The sequence below is a fragment of the Streptomyces avidinii genome, assembly GCF_014650695.1.
Lineage (GTDB): Bacteria > Actinomycetota > Actinomycetes > Streptomycetales > Streptomycetaceae > Streptomyces > Streptomyces avidinii.
The window spans coordinates 582,412-601,536 of the sequence record NZ_BMVL01000001.1 but is presented as its reverse complement, the minus strand read 5'-3'; the positions used below and the strand labels follow the sequence as shown (position 1 = coordinate 601,536).

17 protein-coding genes are annotated in these 19,125 nt (G+C 73.5%); 6 read left to right on the top strand and 11 right to left on the bottom strand.

Features of this window, described 5'->3' with window-relative positions; all coding sequences use genetic code 11:
• The first annotated feature begins 138 nt into the window (after positions 1–138).
• On the top strand, positions 139–1,137 hold the full coding sequence (locus tag IE257_RS02830; protein ID WP_189964142.1) for an ArsR/SmtB family transcription factor: 999 nt from the start codon (positions 139–141) through the stop codon (positions 1,135–1,137).
• Between the two features lie 225 nt (positions 1,138–1,362).
• Here the strand turns inward: IE257_RS02830 and IE257_RS02825 are convergent, their stop codons facing one another.
• Positions 1,363–2,523, bottom strand: a complete 1,161-nt coding sequence (locus IE257_RS02825; RefSeq protein WP_189964140.1) for an alkaline phosphatase PhoX — start codon at positions 2,521–2,523, stop codon at positions 1,363–1,365.
• Between the two features lie 399 nt (positions 2,524–2,922).
• Here IE257_RS02825 and IE257_RS02820 point away from each other — a divergent pair, with 399 nt between their 5' ends.
• Positions 2,923–3,330 carry a VOC family protein gene (locus tag IE257_RS02820; RefSeq protein ID WP_189964138.1) on the top strand — a complete coding sequence of 136 codons (408 nt, stop codon included), beginning with the start codon at positions 2,923–2,925 and terminating at the stop codon, positions 3,328–3,330.
• Positions 3,331–3,348: 18 nt separating this feature from the next.
• Here IE257_RS02820 and nirD read toward each other — a convergent pair whose 3' ends face one another.
• The 3 genes from nirD to IE257_RS02805 are packed head-to-tail and all read right to left on the bottom strand — an operon-like array spanning position 3,349 to position 7,467.
• A complete protein-coding gene (nirD, locus tag IE257_RS02815) occupies positions 3,349–3,681 on the bottom strand; it encodes a nitrite reductase small subunit NirD (protein WP_189964136.1) in 333 nt (110 codons plus the stop codon).
• The gene (gene nirB / locus IE257_RS02810; RefSeq protein ID WP_189964134.1) at positions 3,678–6,203 is read right to left on the bottom strand and encodes a nitrite reductase large subunit NirB; all 2,526 of its coding nucleotides are present in this window, start codon (positions 6,201–6,203) and stop codon (positions 3,678–3,680) included. Before nirB ends, nirD begins: the two co-directional genes overlap by 4 nt.
• Position 6,204: 1 nt before the next feature.
• Complete coding sequence (locus tag IE257_RS02805; RefSeq protein ID WP_189964132.1) at positions 6,205–7,467, bottom strand: NAD(P)/FAD-dependent oxidoreductase; 1,263 nt, start codon at positions 7,465–7,467, stop codon at positions 6,205–6,207.
• A 157-nt stretch (positions 7,468–7,624) separates the two neighbouring features.
• Between IE257_RS02805 and IE257_RS02800 the strand changes: the two genes are divergently transcribed.
• From IE257_RS02800 to IE257_RS02785, 3 genes are all read left to right on the top strand, one after another.
• Positions 7,625–8,920: a ferredoxin reductase family protein gene (locus IE257_RS02800; protein WP_189964130.1), complete on the top strand. Its 1,296-nt coding sequence runs from the start codon at positions 7,625–7,627 to the stop codon at positions 8,918–8,920.
• Positions 8,921–9,004: 84 nt separating this feature from the next.
• The gene (locus IE257_RS02795; RefSeq protein ID WP_189964128.1) at positions 9,005–9,286 is read left to right on the top strand and encodes a hypothetical protein; all 282 of its coding nucleotides are present in this window, start codon (positions 9,005–9,007) and stop codon (positions 9,284–9,286) included.
• Between the two features lie 36 nt (positions 9,287–9,322).
• Positions 9,323–10,099, top strand: a complete 777-nt coding sequence (locus IE257_RS02785) for a sulfite exporter TauE/SafE family protein (RefSeq protein WP_189964125.1) — start codon at positions 9,323–9,325, stop codon at positions 10,097–10,099.
• 63 nt (positions 10,100–10,162) lie between these two features.
• Here IE257_RS02785 and IE257_RS02780 read toward each other — a convergent pair whose 3' ends face one another.
• From IE257_RS02780 to IE257_RS02765, 4 genes are all read right to left on the bottom strand, one after another.
• Positions 10,163–10,891: a class F sortase gene (locus tag IE257_RS02780; protein WP_189964123.1), complete on the bottom strand. Its 729-nt coding sequence runs from the start codon at positions 10,889–10,891 to the stop codon at positions 10,163–10,165.
• Positions 10,892–11,026: 135 nt separating this feature from the next.
• Positions 11,027–11,569 (bottom strand): GVDTG sorting domain-containing protein, encoded by a 543-nt coding sequence (locus tag IE257_RS02775; protein WP_229920073.1) that lies wholly within the window; start codon positions 11,567–11,569, stop codon positions 11,027–11,029.
• A 252-nt stretch (positions 11,570–11,821) separates the two neighbouring features.
• Positions 11,822–13,081: an ATP-binding protein gene (locus IE257_RS02770; protein ID WP_189964121.1), complete on the bottom strand. Its 1,260-nt coding sequence runs from the start codon at positions 13,079–13,081 to the stop codon at positions 11,822–11,824.
• Positions 13,082–13,092: 11 nt separating this feature from the next.
• Complete coding sequence (locus tag IE257_RS02765; protein ID WP_189964120.1) at positions 13,093–13,788, bottom strand: hypothetical protein; 696 nt, start codon at positions 13,786–13,788, stop codon at positions 13,093–13,095.
• Between the two features lie 199 nt (positions 13,789–13,987).
• Here IE257_RS02765 and IE257_RS02760 point away from each other — a divergent pair, with 199 nt between their 5' ends.
• Positions 13,988–14,434, top strand: coding sequence for a gamma-glutamylcyclotransferase family protein (locus IE257_RS02760; protein WP_189964118.1), 447 nt, complete (start codon positions 13,988–13,990; stop codon positions 14,432–14,434).
• A 7-nt stretch (positions 14,435–14,441) separates the two neighbouring features.
• Here the strand turns inward: IE257_RS02760 and dnaG are convergent, their stop codons facing one another.
• The 3 genes from dnaG to IE257_RS02745 form a co-directional block, all read right to left on the bottom strand.
• Positions 14,442–16,367, bottom strand: a complete 1,926-nt coding sequence (gene dnaG / locus IE257_RS02755; RefSeq protein WP_189964116.1) for a DNA primase — start codon at positions 16,365–16,367, stop codon at positions 14,442–14,444.
• Positions 16,368–16,401: 34 nt separating this feature from the next.
• Complete coding sequence (locus IE257_RS02750) at positions 16,402–17,676, bottom strand: NAD(P)/FAD-dependent oxidoreductase (RefSeq protein ID WP_189964114.1); 1,275 nt, start codon at positions 17,674–17,676, stop codon at positions 16,402–16,404.
• Positions 17,677–17,769: 93 nt separating this feature from the next.
• Positions 17,770–19,095: a deoxyguanosinetriphosphate triphosphohydrolase gene (locus IE257_RS02745; protein WP_189964112.1), complete on the bottom strand. Its 1,326-nt coding sequence runs from the start codon at positions 19,093–19,095 to the stop codon at positions 17,770–17,772.
• Positions 19,096–19,125 lie beyond the last annotated feature (30 nt).

Sequence of the window (19,125 nt, the reverse complement as noted above, 5' to 3'; positions counted from 1 at the left end):
CCGGCGGAGTACAGGATTTCGGTTGTCACGCCCCTGCCGAAAGGGGTTTCAACTGTGGCCGAAAGGGCGTGGTGACCACGTGTGACTGCGTGCATACTCATGGAGCGGGGGGATTGCGGTTGCACAGGTGGGGGTTCGGTGCTGCGTATCCATTTCACTGGAGTGGACCTGGCACGCGTACGGATGGCAGGGCGTCCCGATGCGTTGTGGGAAACGATTCTCAGCTTTCACCGCTTAAGAGACCGGCGTGATGCCCGGTTGTTCGGTGAATGGCGTACGGAAACCCGGAGCAGGTTGAATAGTGAAACACGTACGCTCGGTATGCTCATACCGAGTCGTGGTTATTTCCCCGATTTCCTGACCCCCGTGGAGGGGCAGTACGGGTGGGACGTGGGCCTCGACGCGCTGCGCGGGATCCGTCCCGAGCGCATGCGGCGCGAGCTGCAGCTGCTGGGCGCCGGTGCGCCGATGACGCCGCGGCTCCGGGAGTTCATGGACGACGGCGGCAAGCAGCTGCCGCGGCTCATGGGCGAGCTGCGCGCCTACCACCGGGCGGCCGTGGAGCCGTACTGGACGCACATCCAGGCGCAGATCGAGGCCGAGCGGGCCGCGCGCGGCCGGGCCCTGCTGGACGGGGGTGCGGACGAGCTGCTGTCCTCGCTGCCGCCCATGCTGCGCTGGCGGGCTCCGGTGCTGGAGTGCGACTACCCCGTGGACCGTGACGTACGGCTGCGGGGGCGCGGGTTGCTGCTCCAGCCGTCCTTCTTCTGCCGACGCACGGCGGTGACCCTGCACGACCCGGAGCTGCCGCCGGTGCTGGTCTACCCCGCCGCGGCGCAGCTGGCCTCGGCGCCCGCGGGCGGTGAGTCCGCCCGGCCCGTGGAGGAGCAGCGCCAGCGCACCCTGGGGAAGCTGGTCGGGCACACCCGCTCGGTCGTGCTGCGGGCCATAGGGGACGGCGCGACCACCAGCGAGCTGGCCCGCCGGGCCGGGGTCTCGCTGGCCTCCGCGAGCCAGCACGCGTGCGTGATGCGGGAGGCGGGGCTGGTGACCACGCTGCGGCGGGGGAACGCGGTGCTGCACACCGTGACGCCGCTGGGGGCCGCGCTGCTGAAGGGCGGGGCCGTCGCGTCATGACGGGGCCGCGCCCCGGCGGGTCGTACCCGTCGGGGCGCGGTCGGTCGTGCGGGCGCGGCGCCGTTGCGGGGGCGCTGCCCCCGAGCCCCCGCGCCTCAAACGCCGGCGGGGCTGGAAGAGCGGGGCTCCGCCCCCGGACCCCGCGCCTCAAACGCCGGCGGGGCTGGAGGGGAGCGCCGGCGGGGCTGGAGGGGGCGGCGGTGGGGTCGGGAAGGCGGCGGGGCTTCAGACGCGGAAGGGGCCCGTTACCTCGTACGTGATGCCGCCGGACGAGCTGCCGCTCGTGCCGCGCTGGCTGGAGAAGTAGAGCCGGTTGCCGGCGGGGGAGAAGGCCGGGCCGGTGATCTCCGAGGAGGACTGGCCGGTGATCCGCAGGAAGGGCGCCACCACGTCGTCCGGGGTGATCACGCAGATCTCCATGTTGCCGCCGTCCTCGGCGACGTACAGGTCGCCGAACGAGGACCCGGTGACGTTGTCCACGCCGGTCAGCGGGGCCGCTCCGCCGGGCACGAGCGAGTCGTCGTAGGCCAGCTCGTACGTGTTGTTCGTGAGGTTGAGCTGCCAGACCCGGTTGTCGCCCTTGGTGGTGAACCAGACGGTGTCGTTGGCGTAGTGGCAGCCCTCGCCGCCGTTGAACTTCTTCGAACCGGAGACCTGGCTGCGGGTCGCGGTCGGCGATCCGTCCGGGTCCGGGACGTTCTGCCAGGTGAAGGAGCCGGAGGTGGCGGTTCCGGCCTTCAGTACCTGGAGGGTGCCGGAGGAGAGGTTGCCCCAGGTGGTCGGGACGAACCGGTAGAAACAGCCGCTGGTCTCGTCCTCGGTCAGGTAGATGACCTTGCGCACCGGGTCGGCGGCGGCCGCCTCGTGCTTGAACCGGCCCATCGCCGGGCGCTGGACGGCCGCGTTCACCCCGTACGGGTCGGTCTCGTAGACGAAGCCGCGGTCGACCTCCTCGCAGGACAGCCAGGTGTTCCAGGGCGTCTTGCCGCCGGCACAGTTCTGCCGGGTGTTGGAGAGGATCCGCTGGGCACCGATGACGGTGCCGGCGGAGTCGAACCGCACCGCGCTCGCGCCGCCGGAGGGGTTGATCTCCGAGTTGGACACGTAGATCCAGCCCGATCCGTCGACGAAGCACGCGCCGCCGTCGGGGGCGCTGTGCCAGGTGTACGAGGTACCGCTGACGTTCTGGCCCGAGCGGGCGATGACCCGGCTGGTGAAGCCGCTGGGGAGCATGATCCCGTTGGCGTCGGCCGCGCCGAGCGGCCCGTAGGGACCGGCTCCGGGCTGGGCGGGGGCGGCGTACGCGGCCCCGTGCATCAACGTGCCGCCGAAGGCGGCCGCCGACGAACCGATCACCGCACCACGCAGGAAGGTACGACGTTCCACGGTCACTCCTGTGGGAGGAAGGCCCCGCGGCCGGTCGGACGCGGGGTCGCACGCGTCGAGGAACCTAGGTGGCGCCAGTTGACGTGGCGCCAACTCCTCATTACGCACGAGCGACCGCTCGGCGTTCAATCCTCCGGCGGCGCCGCGTCGTGACGCCGGGGCGGGCGGTGGAACGGCGGGCCATCACGCCGGAGACGTCCCGCGCTGGGGCTCTCGCCCAGTGGCAGCGCCCTGACCTGTGGTTTCGCGGTCCGGAAAGAAAATGCGAAAAAACTTCGCGGGCAGCGATGAGTTTCCCGGGGGCCTCGGGTCTACCTCTCGAAAGCACCGAGCAGCACGCACCGAGCACCCGCACCGAGCAGCCGCACCGGGCACCCGCGCGAGAGAAGAGAGACCTCGATGTCCGCCACCATGATCTTCGTCAACCTGCCGGTCAAGGACCTGGAGGCCAGCAAGGCGTTCTGGAGCAAGCTGGGCTACTCCTTCAACGCCCAGTTCACCGACGAGAACTGCGCCTCGATGGTCATCAGCGACACCATCGTCGCCATGCTCCTGACCGAGGACCGCTACAAGGACTTCACCCACAAGGAGATCGCGGACGCGACGAAGACGTCCGAGGTGCTGATCTGTCTGAGCGCCGAGAGCCGCACCGCGGTCGACGAGCTGGTGGACGGGGCCCTGGCGGCCGGCGCCACCGAGCCCCGCCCCGCCCAGGACCACGGCGTCATGTACGGCCGCGCCTTCGACGACCTCGACGGTCACACCTGGGAGATCATGTGGATGGACCCGTCGATGGTCCAGAGCTGACGACATCACCGCCCGCGGTCACGAGGTCGCGGCGGTCCGCACCGGGTAGGTCCGGACCGCCGTCTCCTCGTCGTCCAGGCAGCGCCCCGACTCCAGGTCGAAGCGCTGCTTGAGCAGCGGCGAGGCCACGAAGGGCCGGCCCCCCGCCGTCCCCACCAGCCCGCGCGAGAGCACGTGCGCCCCGGTGAAGGGGTCCTGGTTGCCGATGGCGTACGGGCGCCCCGCGCGGTCGACGAACACCGCGGCCTGGCTGCCGTCCGGCAGCAGCGCCGCGACCCCGCGCCCGGGGGTGAGCGCGGACAGCTCGCACACCGTCAGCCAGCCCTGCGCAACCTGCAGTTCCACGGTCATCGGACGGCTCCTCCTATGGTCAGGACGGCCAGGTCGGGCTTGACCTGGTCGCGCTCGGGGACGAACTTCACGGTCGGGTCGGGAGCACCCGGCGCGTTGACGAAGGACACGAACCGGCGCAGCCGCTCCGGGTCCTGGAGCGTCTCGGCCCATTCGTCCCGGTAGTGCGCCACGTGGTCGGCCATCAGGGCCTCCAGCTCCGCGCACAGCCCGAGGGAGTCGTGCACGACCACGTCCCGCAGGTGCGCCAGGCCCCCCTCCAGCCGCTCCAGCCAGGTGGAGGTCCGCTCCAGCCGGTCGGCGGTGCGGATGTAGAACATCAGGAACCGGTCGATCAGCCGGACCAGTTCCGCGTCCGACAGGTCCTGGGCCAGCAGGTCGGCGTGGCGCGGGGTGGCCCCGCCGTTGCCGCCGACGTACAGGTTCCAGCCACTCGCCGTCGCGATGACCCCGAAGTCCTTGCTCTGCGCCTCCGCGCACTCGCGGGCGCAGCCGGAGACCGCCGACTTCAGCTTGTGCGGGGCGCGCAGCCCCCGGTAGCGTAGTTCCAGGTCGATGGCCATCCGGACGCTGTCCTGGACGCCGTAGCGGCACCAGGTCTGCCCCACGCAGGACTTCACCGTGCGCAGCGCCTTCCCGTACGCGTGCCCGGACTCGAAACCGGCGTCGACGAGCCGCGCCCAGATCCGCGGGAGCTGGTCCACGCTCGCGCCGAAGAGATCGATCCGCTGCCCGCCGGTGATCTTCGTATAGAGGCCGAAGTCGCGGGCCACCTCGCCGATCACGATCAGCTTGTCGGGGGTGATCTCACCGCCCGGGATGCGCGGGACGACCGAGTACGAGCCGTTGCGTTGCATGTTCGCGAGGAAGTGGTCATTGGTGTCCTGGAGGGCGGCCTGCTCCCCGTCCAGGACGTAGCCGCTCGCGCCGAGGGTCGGGGCGAGCGAGGCGATGATCGAGCCGACGGTGGGCTTGCAGACCTCGCAGCCGTCGCCGCCCCGCGCCTCAGGGCGTCCGTGGCCGTCGAGCAGCTCCTGGTACGAGGTCAGCCGGCGGGTGCGGACGATCTCGTACAGCTCGGCCCGGGTGAAGGGGAAGCAGCCGCACAGCCCCTGGTCGGCGGCGGCGGGCAGCAGCTGCCCGATCACCTTGACGCAGCTGCCGCAGCCGGTGCCCGCCTTGGTGCACTTCTTGACCTCGGCGAGGGTGGCACAGGCGGCGATGGCCTTCTTGGTGACGTTGTGGCAGGAGCAGATCACCGCGTGGTCGGGGAGCGCGGAGGGGCCGAGCGCGACCGGGGCGCCGACGCCGGCGGGCAGCACCAGCTGCTCGGGGGACACGGGCGGGACGCTGCCGGTGAGCGGACGCAGCAGTCCGTAGGAGTCCGCGTCGCCGACCAGCACCCCGCCGAGCAGGACCCCGTCGGGCGAGACGACCAGCTTCTTGTAGACGCCGGAGCGGGAGTCGGACCAGACGACGTCCAGGCTGTCCGGGGTGGTGCCGTGGGCGTCGCCGAAGGAGGCCACGTCCACGCCGAGCAGCTTGAGCTTGGTGGAGAGGTCGGCTCCGGTGAACTCCTTGGCGCGGCCCAGCAGATCGTCGGCGGCGGTCTCGGCCATCTCGTAGCCGGGGGCGACCAGCCCGTAGACGCGGCCGTCGACGGCGAGGGCGCACTCGCCGATGGCGTAGACGCGCGGGTCGGAGGTCAGGCAGCGGGCGTCGACCGCGATGCCGCCGCGCTCGCCGACGTCCAGCCCGGCGTCGCGGGCCAGTTGGTCGCGGGGGCGGACGCCGGCGGAGAAGACCACGAGGTCGGTGTCGACGGTGGAGCCGTCGGAGAGCCGCATTCCGCTGACGTGGCCGTCCTCGCCGATCACCACTTCCTGGGTGCCGACGCCGGTGTGGACGGTCAGCCCCATGGACTCGATGGTGCGCAGCAGGGCCGCGCCGCCGCCCTCGTCGACCTGTACGGGCATCAGGCGCGGGGCGAACTCGACGACACGGGTGGCCAGTCCCAGCCCCTGGAGGGCGCCGGCGGCCTCCAGCCCGAGGAGTCCGCCGCCGACGACCGCGCCGGAGCTGCGGCTCTTCGCGTACTCCTCGATCGCGAGGAGGTCCTCGATGGTGCGGTAGACGAAGCAGCCCGGGGCGTCCTTGCCGGGGACCGGCGGGACGAAGGGATAGCTGCCGGTGGCCAGCACCAGGACGTCGTACGGGAATACCCGCCCGGAGCGGGAGGTGACGGTACGGGCGGCCCGGTCGATGTGCTCGGCGGGGTCGTCGAGGTGGAGGGCGATGCCGTGCTGCTCCATGAACCCGGCGGGGGTCATGGACAGGTCCTCGGCGGTGCTGCCGGAGAAGTACGAGGTCAGGTGCACGCGGTCGTAGGCGGGCCGGGGCTCCTCGCAGAGCACGGTGATCCGGTGCGTGGCGGTGGCCCCGCGCTCGGCGAGGGCTTCGAGGTAGCGCTGGCCGACCATGCCGTGCCCGATGAGCACGATCGTGGGCAAGGGCTCGGACATGTCAGTGGCCTCCGTCGTCGGTGAGCAGGTGGAACAGGTCGTGCGGTGCTTCCCCGCCCTCCCAGGTGCGGGCGAGCGCCCCCACGGTGGAGAGTTCGCCGAGCAGCACCCCGCCGACGAGGCGGTCGCCCCGCACGACGACCTTCCGGTAGGTCCGGCGGGTGGCGTCGGCGAGGCGGACCACGTCGTCGCCGGGGAGGGCGGTGGTCTCGCCGAAGGCGGCGAGGTCCAGGGAGCCGTTCTCGGCTCCGCCGAGGGTGAGGCGGGTGAGGGCGCGGGTGCCGGTGTACGGCGCGGGGGCTCCGGTGAGGACCGTCGCCAGGGCGTCGGCCTGCTCCAGGGCGGCGCCCGCGAGTCCGTACACCTGGCCGTCGTGCTCGGCGCAGTCGCCGATGGCGTGGATGCGGGGGTCACTGGTGCGGAGGTGGTCGTCGACCACGATGCCCTTGCGGACTTCCAGTCCGGCGGCCTGGGCGAGGCCCGTTCGGGGGCGTACGCCGCAGGCGAGGACGACGACATCGGCGTCGAGCCGGTAGCCGTCGGCGAGCTCGACCCCGGTGACGCGCCGCTGCCCGAGTGCGGCGCCGTTGCCGGGGGCGCTGCCCCCGGACCCCCGCGCCGCAGACGTGGTCAGGCCGCGGACCCGGCACTCGGTGTGGATTTCGACGCCGAGTGAGGTCAGGTGGGTGTGCAGCAGTGCGGAGGCCCCGGCGTCCAGCTGGCGTTCCATCAGGTGCTCGCCCTGCTGCGCCAGGACCACCTGCGCGCCCCGCGCGGCGAGCGCACGGGTCGCCGAGACGCCCAGCAGGCCGCCGCCGATCACCACCGCCCGCACTCCGGGGCGCAGCGCCGCCGAGAGCGCCAGGCAGTCGTCCATCGTGCGGAACGCGTGCACACCGTCCGGGAGTTCCCGCCCCTCCGGCTCGAAGAGCCCGCGCAGCGGAGGGAGTACCGCGTTCGAGCCGGTGGCCAGCACGAGCGTGTCGTACCGGGCGACCGTGCCGTCGTCGCAGTGCACGACCCGCTCCGCGCGGTCCACGCGCACGGCCCGGACCCCCCGCCGCAGCACCGGGCCGGGCGCGGGGAGGGCGGTCACCTCCGGTGCGTACCGGCCGGCGAGGACCTCCGCGAGCAGCACCCGGTTGTACGGCGCGTGCGTCTCCTCGCCGAGTACGGTCACGGCCGCGGCCGGCCCGAGCCGCTGCGCGAGCCGCAGGCCCGCGAGCCCGCCGCCGATCACCACCACACGCTGGTCCGAGGTCATGCCACGAGCGTGCGGGGCCGCTGTTTCCCCTCGGCATCGCCCCTGTTACCCGGACGGAACGCCGACCTCAGCGCTCGGGTTAAGGGTCGGTGAGGCCTTCCTCAAGGCCGGCTTAAGGATCATCAGGGCCGCCTCCGGGGCCCTTAGCGTGCTCCGTATGCGAGATGCGGCGGTGCGGGTGAGGGGCGGGATGCTGGGCGGTGCGGGGGTGGTGGTCCTGCTCTGGGCGGTGCAGGTGCGGCCCTCGGCGCGACCCGACGCGCTGTTCGCCACCGCCGCGCACCTGTCCGGCCTGCTCGCCGGCTACGGGGTGCTGGTGCTGCTCTTCCTGATGGCCCGGGTGCCCGCCGTGGAGCACGGGGTCGGCGCCGACCGGCTCGCCCGCTGGCACGCCTTCGGCGGCCGGTACGTGCTCCTCCTCTGCTTCGGGCACGGGCTCTTCGCCCTGCTCGGATATGCCGTGCACGAGGGAATCGACGTGGTCTCCGCCGTCCAGGAGCTGCTCGGCTACCCCGCGCTCGCCGCCGCCGCGGCCGGGACCGTCCTCCTGGCCGCGGTCGGCGTGACCTCCGCCCGGGCGGTACGCCGCCGGATGCCGCACGAAACCTGGCGCGGGGTGCACCTGCTCGTCCACCTCGCCGCCGCCCTCGCCTTCGGGCACCAGCTCGCCGGACCCGACCTGGCCGCGGTCGCCTGGTTCTGGGCGCTCGCCCACACCGTGGTCGCCGTCCTGCTGGTCTGGTACCGCGCCGTGGTGCCCGTACGGCAGGCCCTGCGGCACGCGGTGCGGGTGGTGGACGTCCGGGTCGAGGGGCCCGGGGTGGTCTCCGTCGTCATGTACGGGCAGCACCTGGCCGAGTTGCGCGCGGAACCGGGCCAGTTCCTGCGCTGGCGGTTCCTCCAGCGGCGGCTCTGGCACACCGCCCTGCCGTTCTCGCTGTCCGCGCCGGTCCGCGGGAACGCCCTGCGGATCACCGTCAAGGGGCTCGGCGGCCACTCCCGCCGGATCCGGCGGCTGCGCCCCGGGACGCGGGTGCTGGCCACTGGGCCGTTCGGCGCGCTCACCGCCGCCCGGCGGACCCGGCCCAAGGTGCTGCTGATCGCGGGCGGGGTCGGGATCACCCCGATGCGGGCCCTGTTCGAGACCCTGCCCGGCGGTCCGGGAGACATCACCCTGCTCTACCGGGCGGGGGCCGAGGAGCACTTGGTCCTGCGGGCCGAGCTGGAGGCCATCGCCGCCGGGCGGCAGGCCGGTCTGCACTATCTGCTCGGGCCGTCCGACGCCGCCTACGATCCGCTGGCCCCGCAGGCGCTGGCCGCGCTGGTGCCGGACCTGGCCGAGCACGACGTGTACCTGTGCGGGCCGCCGGGGATGGCCGAGGCGACCCGGGCCGCGCTGCTGCGGGCCGGGGTGCCGGCCGGTCACATCCATTCCGAGTGCTTCAGCTTCTGAGCCGCGTTCCCGCTGCCCGCGTTGCCGGTGCCCGCGTTCCCGCTACTCGCCCTCCGCGCGTCGCCCCAGAGGAGTCACCGCCCCATGCGTCACCCCCTGCACGTAGCCCTCTCCGTACCCGTCGGCTCCGGGGGCCCGGCGACGACGGCCCGGCACCGCAAGCCGCGCCGCCCCTCGCCGGTGCGGGCCGCGCTCGCCGCGCTGGCCTCCGTACCGCCCGCGAGGCGGCTGGCGGCAGGGCTGGGGGCGGCCAGCGTGCTGGCCGCGAGCGTGCTGACGGTGGCCGTGGACCCGGCGGCTCCGGTGGCGCCGGACCGGGTCCCGGCCCGGCAAACCTCAACCTTTGCGCAACTTTCCGGAGATTGATGGTCACTGCACCCGACAGCTCCATAGGGTCGAGTCGTGCCTGACATATCAACGACCATGATCGTCGTCCTGTGCGTCGCCGCGGCGGCCGCCGGCTGGATCGATGCGGTGGTGGGCGGCGGCGGCCTGCTGCTCCTGCCCGCGCTGCTGCTCGGCCTGCCCCATGCCCACCCCGCCACCGTCCTCGGTACCAACAAGGCCGTGGCCATCGTCGGCACCGCCGGGGCGGCCGTGACGTACGTCCGCAAGGCCCCGGTGAACGTGAAGCTGGCCGTCCGCATCGGCCTGGCCGCGCTCGCCGGCTCGATGGGCGGCGCCGCACTCGCGGGCGGCATCAGCAAGGACGCGCTCCGCCCGCTGATCATGGGGGTGCTCGTGATCGTCGCCGGTGTCGTGATCTTCAAGCCGGGCTTCGGCACCGCTCCCTCCACCGAGCCCGTCAGCCGACAGCGGGTGCTCCTCGCGATCGGGCTCGCGGGCCTCGGCATCGGCTTCTACGACGGCCTCATCGGGCCCGGTACCGGCACCTTCCTGGTGCTCGCCCTCACGGCGCTGCTCCACCTCGACCTGGTCACCGCCTCCGCCACCGCCAAGATCGTGAACTGCTGCACCAACGCCGGGGCGCTCGCGATGTTCGCCTACCAGGGCATGGTGCTGTGGCAGCTGGCCGCGCTGATGGCGGTGTTCAACCTGGCCGGCGGCATGATCGGCGCCAGGATGGCCCTCAAGAAGGGCAGCGGCTTCGTCCGCGGCGTGCTGCTCACGGTGGTGGGCGCGCTGGTGGTCAAGCTGGGCCTGGAGCAGTGGGGCTGACCCGGGCGGCCGGCACCGTCCCTGTCGGATCCTGCCGGGCCCGCGAGCTCCGAACGGGGCTACCTAGTACGTCCCGGTGAGGTGCGCGAAGACGACCACGTTGCCGCGGTAGCCCGTGCGCGGTGAGAATCCGCCGCCGCAGGTGATCACCCGCAGCTCGGCGCGCGCCGACGGCCCGTACACGCGGGTGTCGGGGAAGGCCTTGGCGTCGTAGACCTCGACCGCGTGGACCGTGAACACCGCCGTACGGCCGTCCGCGCGCGGGATCTCGATGGACGCCCCGCGGCGCAGCGCACCCAGGTCGTAGAAGACCCCCGGCCCGGCTGCGTCGTCCACGTGCCCGGCGATGACGGCGGTGCCGGTGGCGCCCGGGGTGGTGCCCTGGCGGTACCAGCCGGCCAGGTCGCGCCGATCGGGCGGCGGTACCTCGAGGCTGCCGTGTGCATCCAGCCCGAGCCCGGTCAGCGGGGCATCGACCCGGATGGAGGGGATCCGGATCCGGCCCGGCGGCGAACCGGGGAGCGGGGCGATACCGGGGCCCACCACGCCGGCGGCGGTCAGGGACTCGCCGGGGGAGGGCAGCGGCGGTCCGACGGGCTCGCGGGAACCACTGGTGACGAGCCAGATGCCGACGCACGCGGCGAGCGCGACGAGGCCTCCGTGGCGGGCGGTGGGGGTGCGGGGGACCCGGCTCCGCGCCGGCCGGGGGTGTGCTCCGGACCCGGGGCGGTCGCCGTTGACGGGCCGGGGCCGGTAGTCGCGGCCCCGCGCGCCACCGAAATCGCCACCCATGCGTACCCCCTCGGCTTCCGTTTCCGTTTCGGGGTGATTGGCCGTCGCCCGGCCCCGCGAACGGGGGGACCTCGCGGGGCGGGCGACGGGGGACGGTACCGGTCGGACCGCGGCCGGAGCCGCGGTGGGCGTCCGTCAGCTCCGCGTGCCGCTCGCCCGGCGACGCAGGAGCCAGGTACCGCCGACGGCGGCCGCGGCCAGTACGGCCGCTCCCGCCGCGATCCTGGCGGGGTCGGTGGTGGTGGTCGTGCCACCGCCCACCCCGGTGTTGACGTGGCCCTGCGGGCCGCGTTCGGTGACGATCAGGTCGCCGGTGGCGAACTTGCCGTTCGCGCAGGTCGCGCCGATGCCGTAGGTGCCGGGGCGGGTGCCGTGGGCGACGTGGAACTGCCCCACGACCACCTCCTTGTGGGTGCCCGGGACCAGCTTGAACCGGCCGCCGCCGACCGTCGTGGCGTCGCCGTCCGCGTGACTGCCGCTGCCGCAGGCGGTGGTGTTCACGGTGACGGTGGCGCCGGGGGCGGCGGACTTGGGCCACACCTCCAGCGGCGAGAAGTCCCCGGGCGCGAAGCCCACCATGCCGAGGTCCGCGGCGGCGACCGCGCCGGCGACCGGCCCGGTGAACGCGGCGGCGGTCAGCGCGGTCGCGGTCAGCACGTGTGCGGTACGTCGGCGCATGGGGACTCTCCTGGAGACACGGGGTCGTGGTTCCGAGGAAACCCGGCCCACCCGCCACGCGCCTGCTGATGTCCCGTCAGGTATGCCTTTCCGTGCCCTCCGGAGCCGCGTTTTCGCAGGTCGGACCCGTGGCTGAGGCCATCAGGGAGGTCCGCGCCGTCCGGGTGATTTCGCCCGCCCGCCCGCGAGGCCGCCCGCCCGCCAGGCCGCCCGCCGGCACATGGGCCAGCCGCCCGCCCGGCCGCCCGCACGTCAGGCCGGCGGGAGCGTCACCGTGGCCGAGGCACCCGCGGGGGCCGGGTTCGCGAGCGTGACCCGGGCCCCGATGACCTGCGCCTGGCCGAGTGCGATGGTCAGCCCCAGCCCCGTGCCCCGGCCGCGTTCGGGCGCGCCCGTCAGGAACCGCTGCGGGCCCTCCCGCAGCAGCCGCTCCGGGAAACCGGGCCCGCGGTCCCGTACCGTCACGGTCGTCCCCGACACCGTCACCGTCACCGGACCACCGCCGTGCCGCCGGGCATTGGCCAGCAGGTTCGCCAGGATCCGCTCCAGCCTCCGTACGTCGGTGCGCACCCGGGTCGGCGTCCGGCCGCCGACGATCTCCGCGGCCACCCCCGAACGCCGCGTGATCGACTCCACCAGCGGCCCCAGCGGGTGGGCCTCCCACTGAGGCTCCTCCCGGTTCGCGTCGAGCCGGGCGACCTCCAGCAGGTCCTCCGTCAGCGTCCGCAGCGCCGCGACCCGGTCCCGTACCAGCTCCGTCGGCCGCCCCGGCGGCAGCAGTTCGGCAGCGGTATGCAGCCCGGTCAGCGGGGTCCGCAGCTCGTGCGCCACGTCCGCGGTGAAGCGCTGCTCCGCCTCCAGCCGCTGCTGCAGACTGGCCGCCATCGTGTCGACCGCCGAGGCCAGCGCGGCGACCTCGTCCCGGGCCCCCGGCACCCCCGACGGCCCGATGCGCGCGTCCAGTTCCCCCGCGCTGATCCGGCGGGCCGTCTCCGCCGCCGTCCGCAGGTCCCGGCTCAGCCGGGAGGCCAGCAGCGCCCCGCCCAGCGCCGCGAGCGCCACGACCGAGGCCCCGTACGCCACCAGCTGCCGGTCCAGCTCGGCGAGCTCGGCCCGCTCGCCGGCCAGCGACTGCCGTACGGACAGCACGTGGTCCCCGCCGATCGGCCGGGCGGCCCAGACCACCGGGTCCGGACCGGCCATGTCCAGGTAGGTGCTGCGCTGCCCGGCGAGGGCCGCCGCCCGCAGCGGGCCCGGCAGCTGCGGGCAGTCGATCCGGGCGTCGGCCTCGCCGACCTTGTCGCGGTCGAGCCGGCCCGTCAGCTCGTACACCCTCCGTACGCTGATCAGCTGGGCGGTGGCGCTCGCCCGGGCCGCGTCACCGATCTGGCGGGCCCGTGCCCCGTGGATCAGGATCCCGATGGCGACCGCGACGAGCGAGCAGCCGACGGCGAGCAGGATCGCGATCTTCCAGCGCAGCCCGAGCGCCCGCAGCAGACGCCGGCTGCGCATCAGCAGGGGCCTCACGGTGCGCGCCGCCCGTCCGAGGTGGCGCAGTCGGGTGCCGGGGTCTCGTCGGGGTCGCAGCGGGGCCCGGACTTGCGAAAGCGCCGTTCGTCGTTGACGACCGTCATCCGGTCGCCGCCCCAGTGGTAGCGGACTACCTGCTCGGAGCCGTCGTCGGCGGCGATGCGGACCAGCAGGTCCGTGCCGATCGCGTCGGCCGCCAGCTGCCGGCCGATGGTGAACAGGACGGAGACGATCCGGCCGTCGACCACCGAGTAGACGCTCAGGGCCGAGCGGCCGGTGGCGGTGTCGGCGGCCACGATCAGGTCGGGTTGCCCGTCCCCCGTCAGGTCCCGGTGCACGGGCGGGCGCAGACCCGCCCGGCCGGGCGCCTCGATGGAGTCCTTGGCGAGGTACGGCCGCATCCGCGGGTCGGCGCGCGCCACCTGAACCGGGTCCACCCCGCCCAGCCCCTCCGCCCCCACCTCGGGGGCGTTCTTCAGCGGTGTCGGCGCCGGCTCCTGCCGGCCCACCGCCGCACCGGGGGCCGAGGACCAGGCGGGCCAGAGCGGTTCGGGGTGCGGCTGGCTGGACACCGGGGGCGCGGGCGTCGCGGCGCCGAGCCCGCCGCCGGGCACGGAGCAGCCGCCGGCGGCGGCGAGTGCGCAGACGCACAGGAGGGCGGCCGGCAGGCGGCGGGACCAAGGTGTCATGGATGCAGAACCGTGAGGCGGAAGGGGGCGGAAGGGGGGCGAAAGGAGGCGGAAGGAGGGGCATCGCCGACGCTAGACGGCCCGGGTCACGGCCGCCGGGAGGTTGTGTAACAGCGGTGCGTACGGTGGTGGGGCGCGGGGGAGTCGGGACTTTCGGCCCGGCCCGCGCACTGCCGCGCCATACCCGAGGGAGGGCCCCGTGACATCGGTCGAACGGCTAACGGACCCGAGCGATCCGCTCCCGTTCTTCGTCTACGGGACCCTGCGCCCGGGCGAGGTCAACCACGACCTCTTCCTGCGCGGCCGCACGGCCCGGGAGGAGCCCGCCACCCTCCCGGACGCGGCGCTCTACGACGGCCCCGGATACCCGTACGCGGTCCACCGCCCCGGTACCGCGATCGTCGGCGAACTGATCACGGCGGCGCCGGGCGCGTACGGAAAGCTGCTCGCCGCGCTGGACCAGCTGGAGGAGTACGAGGGTCCGGGGCGCCCGGGGAACATCTACGACCGGATCGCCCGGCCGGCCCTGCGCCCCGACGGCACCACGGTGCGCGCCTGGGTCTATCTGGCGTCCCCGCTGATAGCCCGTGACCTGCGGGAAACGGGTAGGGAGATCCCCGGCGGCGACTGGTTCGCGCGCCGCTGAACCGTGGTTACAGGCCCTCGGCGCCGCGGTTGCGCAGCCGCTGACCGTACTGCTGGAGCACCCACAGCTCCTGCTGGACGGCCGCGTGCTGCTCCGGCGGGGCCTGCGGGCTCAGGCGCGTCATGGTGCCCTGGATCTCCAGGACCCGTCGGTCGACGGCACGCAGGCGGACCTGGACCAGCTGGACCCCGGCGTAGATCTCGTCCACCGTCTTGGCGTGGATGGCCTCGACCGCGAGCTCCGTGACCATCGCGCGGACGGTGTCGTTCGGGGCGGCCTCGCGGACCCGGGCCAGGTAGTCGTCGGTGGCCTGCGAGGCGCCGCCCGCATCCTGGATGGCCTGGCGCACCGCGGCGTAGGGCGGGGCGGTGAACTCGTCGATCCCGTACGCGTCGAACGCGGGGGAGACCAGGGCCGGCCGCTGGAGGGCGAGCTTGAGCAGCTCGCGCTCGGTGCGGTGGGCCGGGCTGCGCAGGTTCAGCGCGGGACCGCCGGCCGGCTGGACGGCGGGCGCGGGGGCGACCTCGTGGGACGGGCGGCCCCGCTGCCGGTCCCCGCCGGGGCGGCCGCCCTGCGGACCGTCGCCCTGGCCGCGCTCACGGGCCCAGCGGGCCAGCTGCGCGACCCGCTTGACCACGAACTGCTCGTCGAGGATGCCCAGCATGCCCGCCAGCTGGACCGCCGACTCGTGCTGGATGGAGAGGTCCTTGATGCTCGCGACGACCGGAGCGGCCTCGGCCAGCGCGGCCGCCCGGCCCGCCGGGTTCTCCAGATTGTGCCGGGACACGATGTGCCGCAGGGCGAATTCGAACAGCGGCGTGCGGGCCTCCACCAGGCCGGACACGGCCGCGTCGCCCTGGGCGAGGCGCAGGTCGCAGGGGTCCATCCCGCCGGGGGCGATGGTGATCGAGGTCTCCGCCGCGAACTTCTGATCGTCCTCGAAGGCCCGCAGTGCGGCCTTCTGGCCCGCCGCGTCGCCGTCGAAGGTGAAGATCACCTCGGCGGTGGCGTTGTCCATCAGCAGCCGGCGCAGGATCTTGATGTGGTCCCCGCCGAAGGCCGTGCCGCAGGTCGCGATCGCGGTGGTGACCCCGGCCATGTGGCAGGCCATCACGTCCGTGTAGCCCTCGACCACCACGGCCCGGGAGGTCTTCGCGATCTCCTTCTTCGCCAGGTCGATGCCGTACAGCACCTGGGACTTGCGGTAGATGGCCGTCTCGGGGGTGTTCAGATACTTCGGCCCGTTGTCGTCGTCGCGCAGCTTGCGCGCGCCGAAGCCGACCACCTCGCCGCTGATGTCGCGGATCGGCCACATCAGGCGGCCGCGGAAGCGGTCGATCGGCTTGCCGCTGCGGCTGTCCTGGGCGAGGCCGGAGGTGATCAGCTCCTTGTCGCTGAAGCCCTTCCCGCGCAGGAAGCGGGTCAGGTGGTCCCACCCGGCCGGGCTGTAGCCCACGCTGAAGTGCGCGGCCGCGGCCTGGTCGAAGCCGCGCTCCGCCAGGAACTTGCGGCCGATCTCCGCCTCGGGGCTGCCCAGCTGGTCGACGTAGAACTGGGCGGCGGCCTTGTGCGCCTCGACCAGCCGGATGCGGTCACCGCGGCCGCTGGTGCCGGCGGTGTAGCCGCCCTCCTCGTACCGCAGGGTGATGCCGGCCAGGCCGGCCAGGCGCTCGACCGCCTCCGAGAAGGAGAGGTGGTCGATCTTCATGACGAAGTCGAGGGTGTCCCCGCCCGCCTGGCAGCCGAAGCAGTGGTAGAGCCCCTTGCTGGGGCTGACCTGGAAGGAAGGGGACTTCTCGTCGTGGAAGGGGCACAGGCCCTTGAGGTTGCCGCCGCCCGCGTTGCGCAGTTGGAGGTACTCGGAGACCACGGCGTCGATCGGGACCGCGTCCCGTACCGCCTTCACGTCGTCGTCGTTGATCCGTCCTGCCACCCGTGAAGTCTACGGCCGGGCGCCGGCAATCCTGTCAGGCCCCCTGGGACCGCACCAGGGCATCGAGCGGAACGGACGGGTCCGCCAGCGCCTCGCGGTTGACCGGGGCCTTTGACCTGATCAGAGCCTGGATGTGCTCGGTGACATCCCAGATGTTCACGTTCATTCCGGCCAGCACCCTCCCCTCCGACAGCCAGAACGCGATGAACTCCCGCTTGCCCACGTCCCCGCGGATCAGCACCTGGTCGTAGCCGCCGGGCGGCGCGTACCCCGAGTACTCCAGGCCCACGTCGTACTGGTCCGAGAAGAAGTACGGCACCCGGTCGTAGCCGACCTCCTGCCCCAGCATCGCCCGCGCGGCGGCCGGGCCGCCGTTCAGCGCGTTGGCCCAGTGCTCCACCCGCAGCCGGGTCCCGAGCATCGGGTGGTGTGCGGCGGCCACGTCCCCGACCGCGTACACGTCCGGGTCGGAGGTGCGCAGGGACGAGTCCACCGCGATTCCGCCGCCGTGCTCCCGGTCGACGAGGGCGAGCCCGGCCGTCTCGGCGAGGGCGGTCCGCGGGGCGGCCCCGATGGCGGCGAGCACCGCGTGCGCCGGGTGCTCGTCCCCGTCGTCCGTGCGGGCGGCCAGCACCATGCCGTCGTGGCCGACGATCTCGGTCAGCCGCGCCCCGAAGTGGAACCGCACCCCGTGATCGGCGTGCAGGTCCGCGAAGAGCCGGCCGATCTCCGGGCCGAGGACCGCGTGCAGCGGGGTGGCCTCCGGCTCGACGACGGTGACCTCCGCGCCGTAGCCGCGGGCCGCGGCCGCCACCTCCAGGCCGATCCACCCGGCGCCCGCGATCAGCAGGTGACCGTTGTCCCGGCCGAGACCGGCCAGGACGCCCTTCAGCCGTTCCGCGTGCGCGAGGCGCCGCAGGTGGTGGACCCCGGCCAGATCGGTGCCGGGGATGTCCAGCCGGCGCGGCTCGGCACCGGTGGCCAGCAGCAGCTTGTCGTAGTGCAGGACCGTGCCGTCGCCGAGGAGCACCTTCTTGGCGTCCCGGTCGAGGTGCACCGCCGGCTGGCCGAGGTGCAGCTCGACGTCGGCGGCCGCGTACCAGGACGGCTCGTGGACGAAGACGCTCTCCCGGTCCTCCTTGCCCGTCAGGTAGCCCTTGGACAGCGGGGGGCGTTCGTACGGATGGTCGCGCTCGTCGCCGATCAGGATCACCCGCCCCGTGAACCCCTCGGACCTCAGCGTTTCGGCCGCCTTGGCCCCGGCGAGCCCTGCGCCGACGATGACGAATGTCCGGTGTGCGTCGACCACCTGATGCCTCCTCATAACCTCTCCGCCACATGCGAGCACATGCGAGCGTCCCGCACCGAGCCTGCCGCGTGAAGGGGGAGTGGCTCGATCAGCTCACCTTTCGGCGCGTCGGCCGCGCCGGGTGAGGCGTGCGTGAAGGGAACGGGCGGATGCGTCCGTGAGGCACGCGATCTGGTCGATGACCGCCCTTTTCCTGGCCCGGTCGTCCGGGGCCGCGTCGAAGGCCGCCCGGAACTGCGGGTCCAGCCCCTCGGGCGCGCGGGCGCTGAGCGCCTCCGCCAGTTCGGCCAGGACGATGCGCTGGTCGGCGCGGATCCGTTCCTGCTCGTCGCGCTGCATGACGTACAGGTCGGCGACCGCCTTGAGCACCGCGCACTCGTTGCGCGCCTCGCGCGGGACCACCAGTTCGGCGCCGTACCGGGTGAGGCGGCCGGAGCCGTACGCCTCCCGCGTGGCTCCCTCGGCGGCCAGGCAGAACCGGCCGATCAGCTGGCTCGTGGCGTCCTTCAGCCGGGCCTGGGCGACGGCCGAGCCGTCGTACCCGTGCGGCCACCACTCCTCCTCCATCAGTCGGTCGAGGGCGGCCCGCAGCTCCTCGGGCGCGGTGTCGGCGGGGACGTACCGGCCGATGGCGACCTGCCAGATAGCCGTGCGCTCGGGCTCCGAGAAGAGGAGGTTGGGGTCGAGGTGGCCGGCGTGCAGGCCGTCCTCGAAGTCGTGGACGGAGTACGCGACGTCGTCGGCCCAGTCCATGACCTGGGCCTCGAAGCACTTGCGGTCCGCGGGCGCGCCGCGGCGCAGCCAGGCGAAGACCGGCAGGTCGTCCTCGTACGCGCCGAACTTCACCGAGTCGGGGTCGGTGGGGTGGTCGCCGCGCGCCCACGGGTACTTGGTGGCGGCGTCCAGGCAGGCCCGGGTGAGGTTGAGGCCGACGCTGACGAGTTCCCCGCTCGCCGGATCGGGCACGAAGCGCTTGGGCTCCAGGCGGGTCAGCAGGCGCAGCGACTGGGCGTTGCCCTCGAAGCCCCCGCAGTCCTTGGCGAACTCGTTGAGCGCCTCCTCGCCGTTGTGGCCGAAGGGCGGGTGGCCCATGTCGTGGGAGAGGCAGGCCGCTTCGACGAGGTCGGGGTCGCAGCCGAGCGCGGCGCCGAGCTCCCGCCCGACCTGGGCGCACTCCAGCGAGTGGGTGAGGCGGGTACGGGGGCTCGCGTCCCAGTCGTACGAACGGCTGCCCGGGGTGACGACCTGGGTCTTCCCGGCGAGCCGGCGCAGCGCGGCGGAGTGCAGCACGCGGGCCCGGTCGCGCTGGAAGGCGGTCCGGCCGGGCCGTTTGTCGGGCTCCGTGGCCCATCGCTCGGTGTCGGCCGCGTCGTAGAGGCCGTGCTGGTCGTCGGTGAGGGCGTGCGTGGTGCCTTCCATGACTAGACGGTAACCGGAACCTCTGACAAA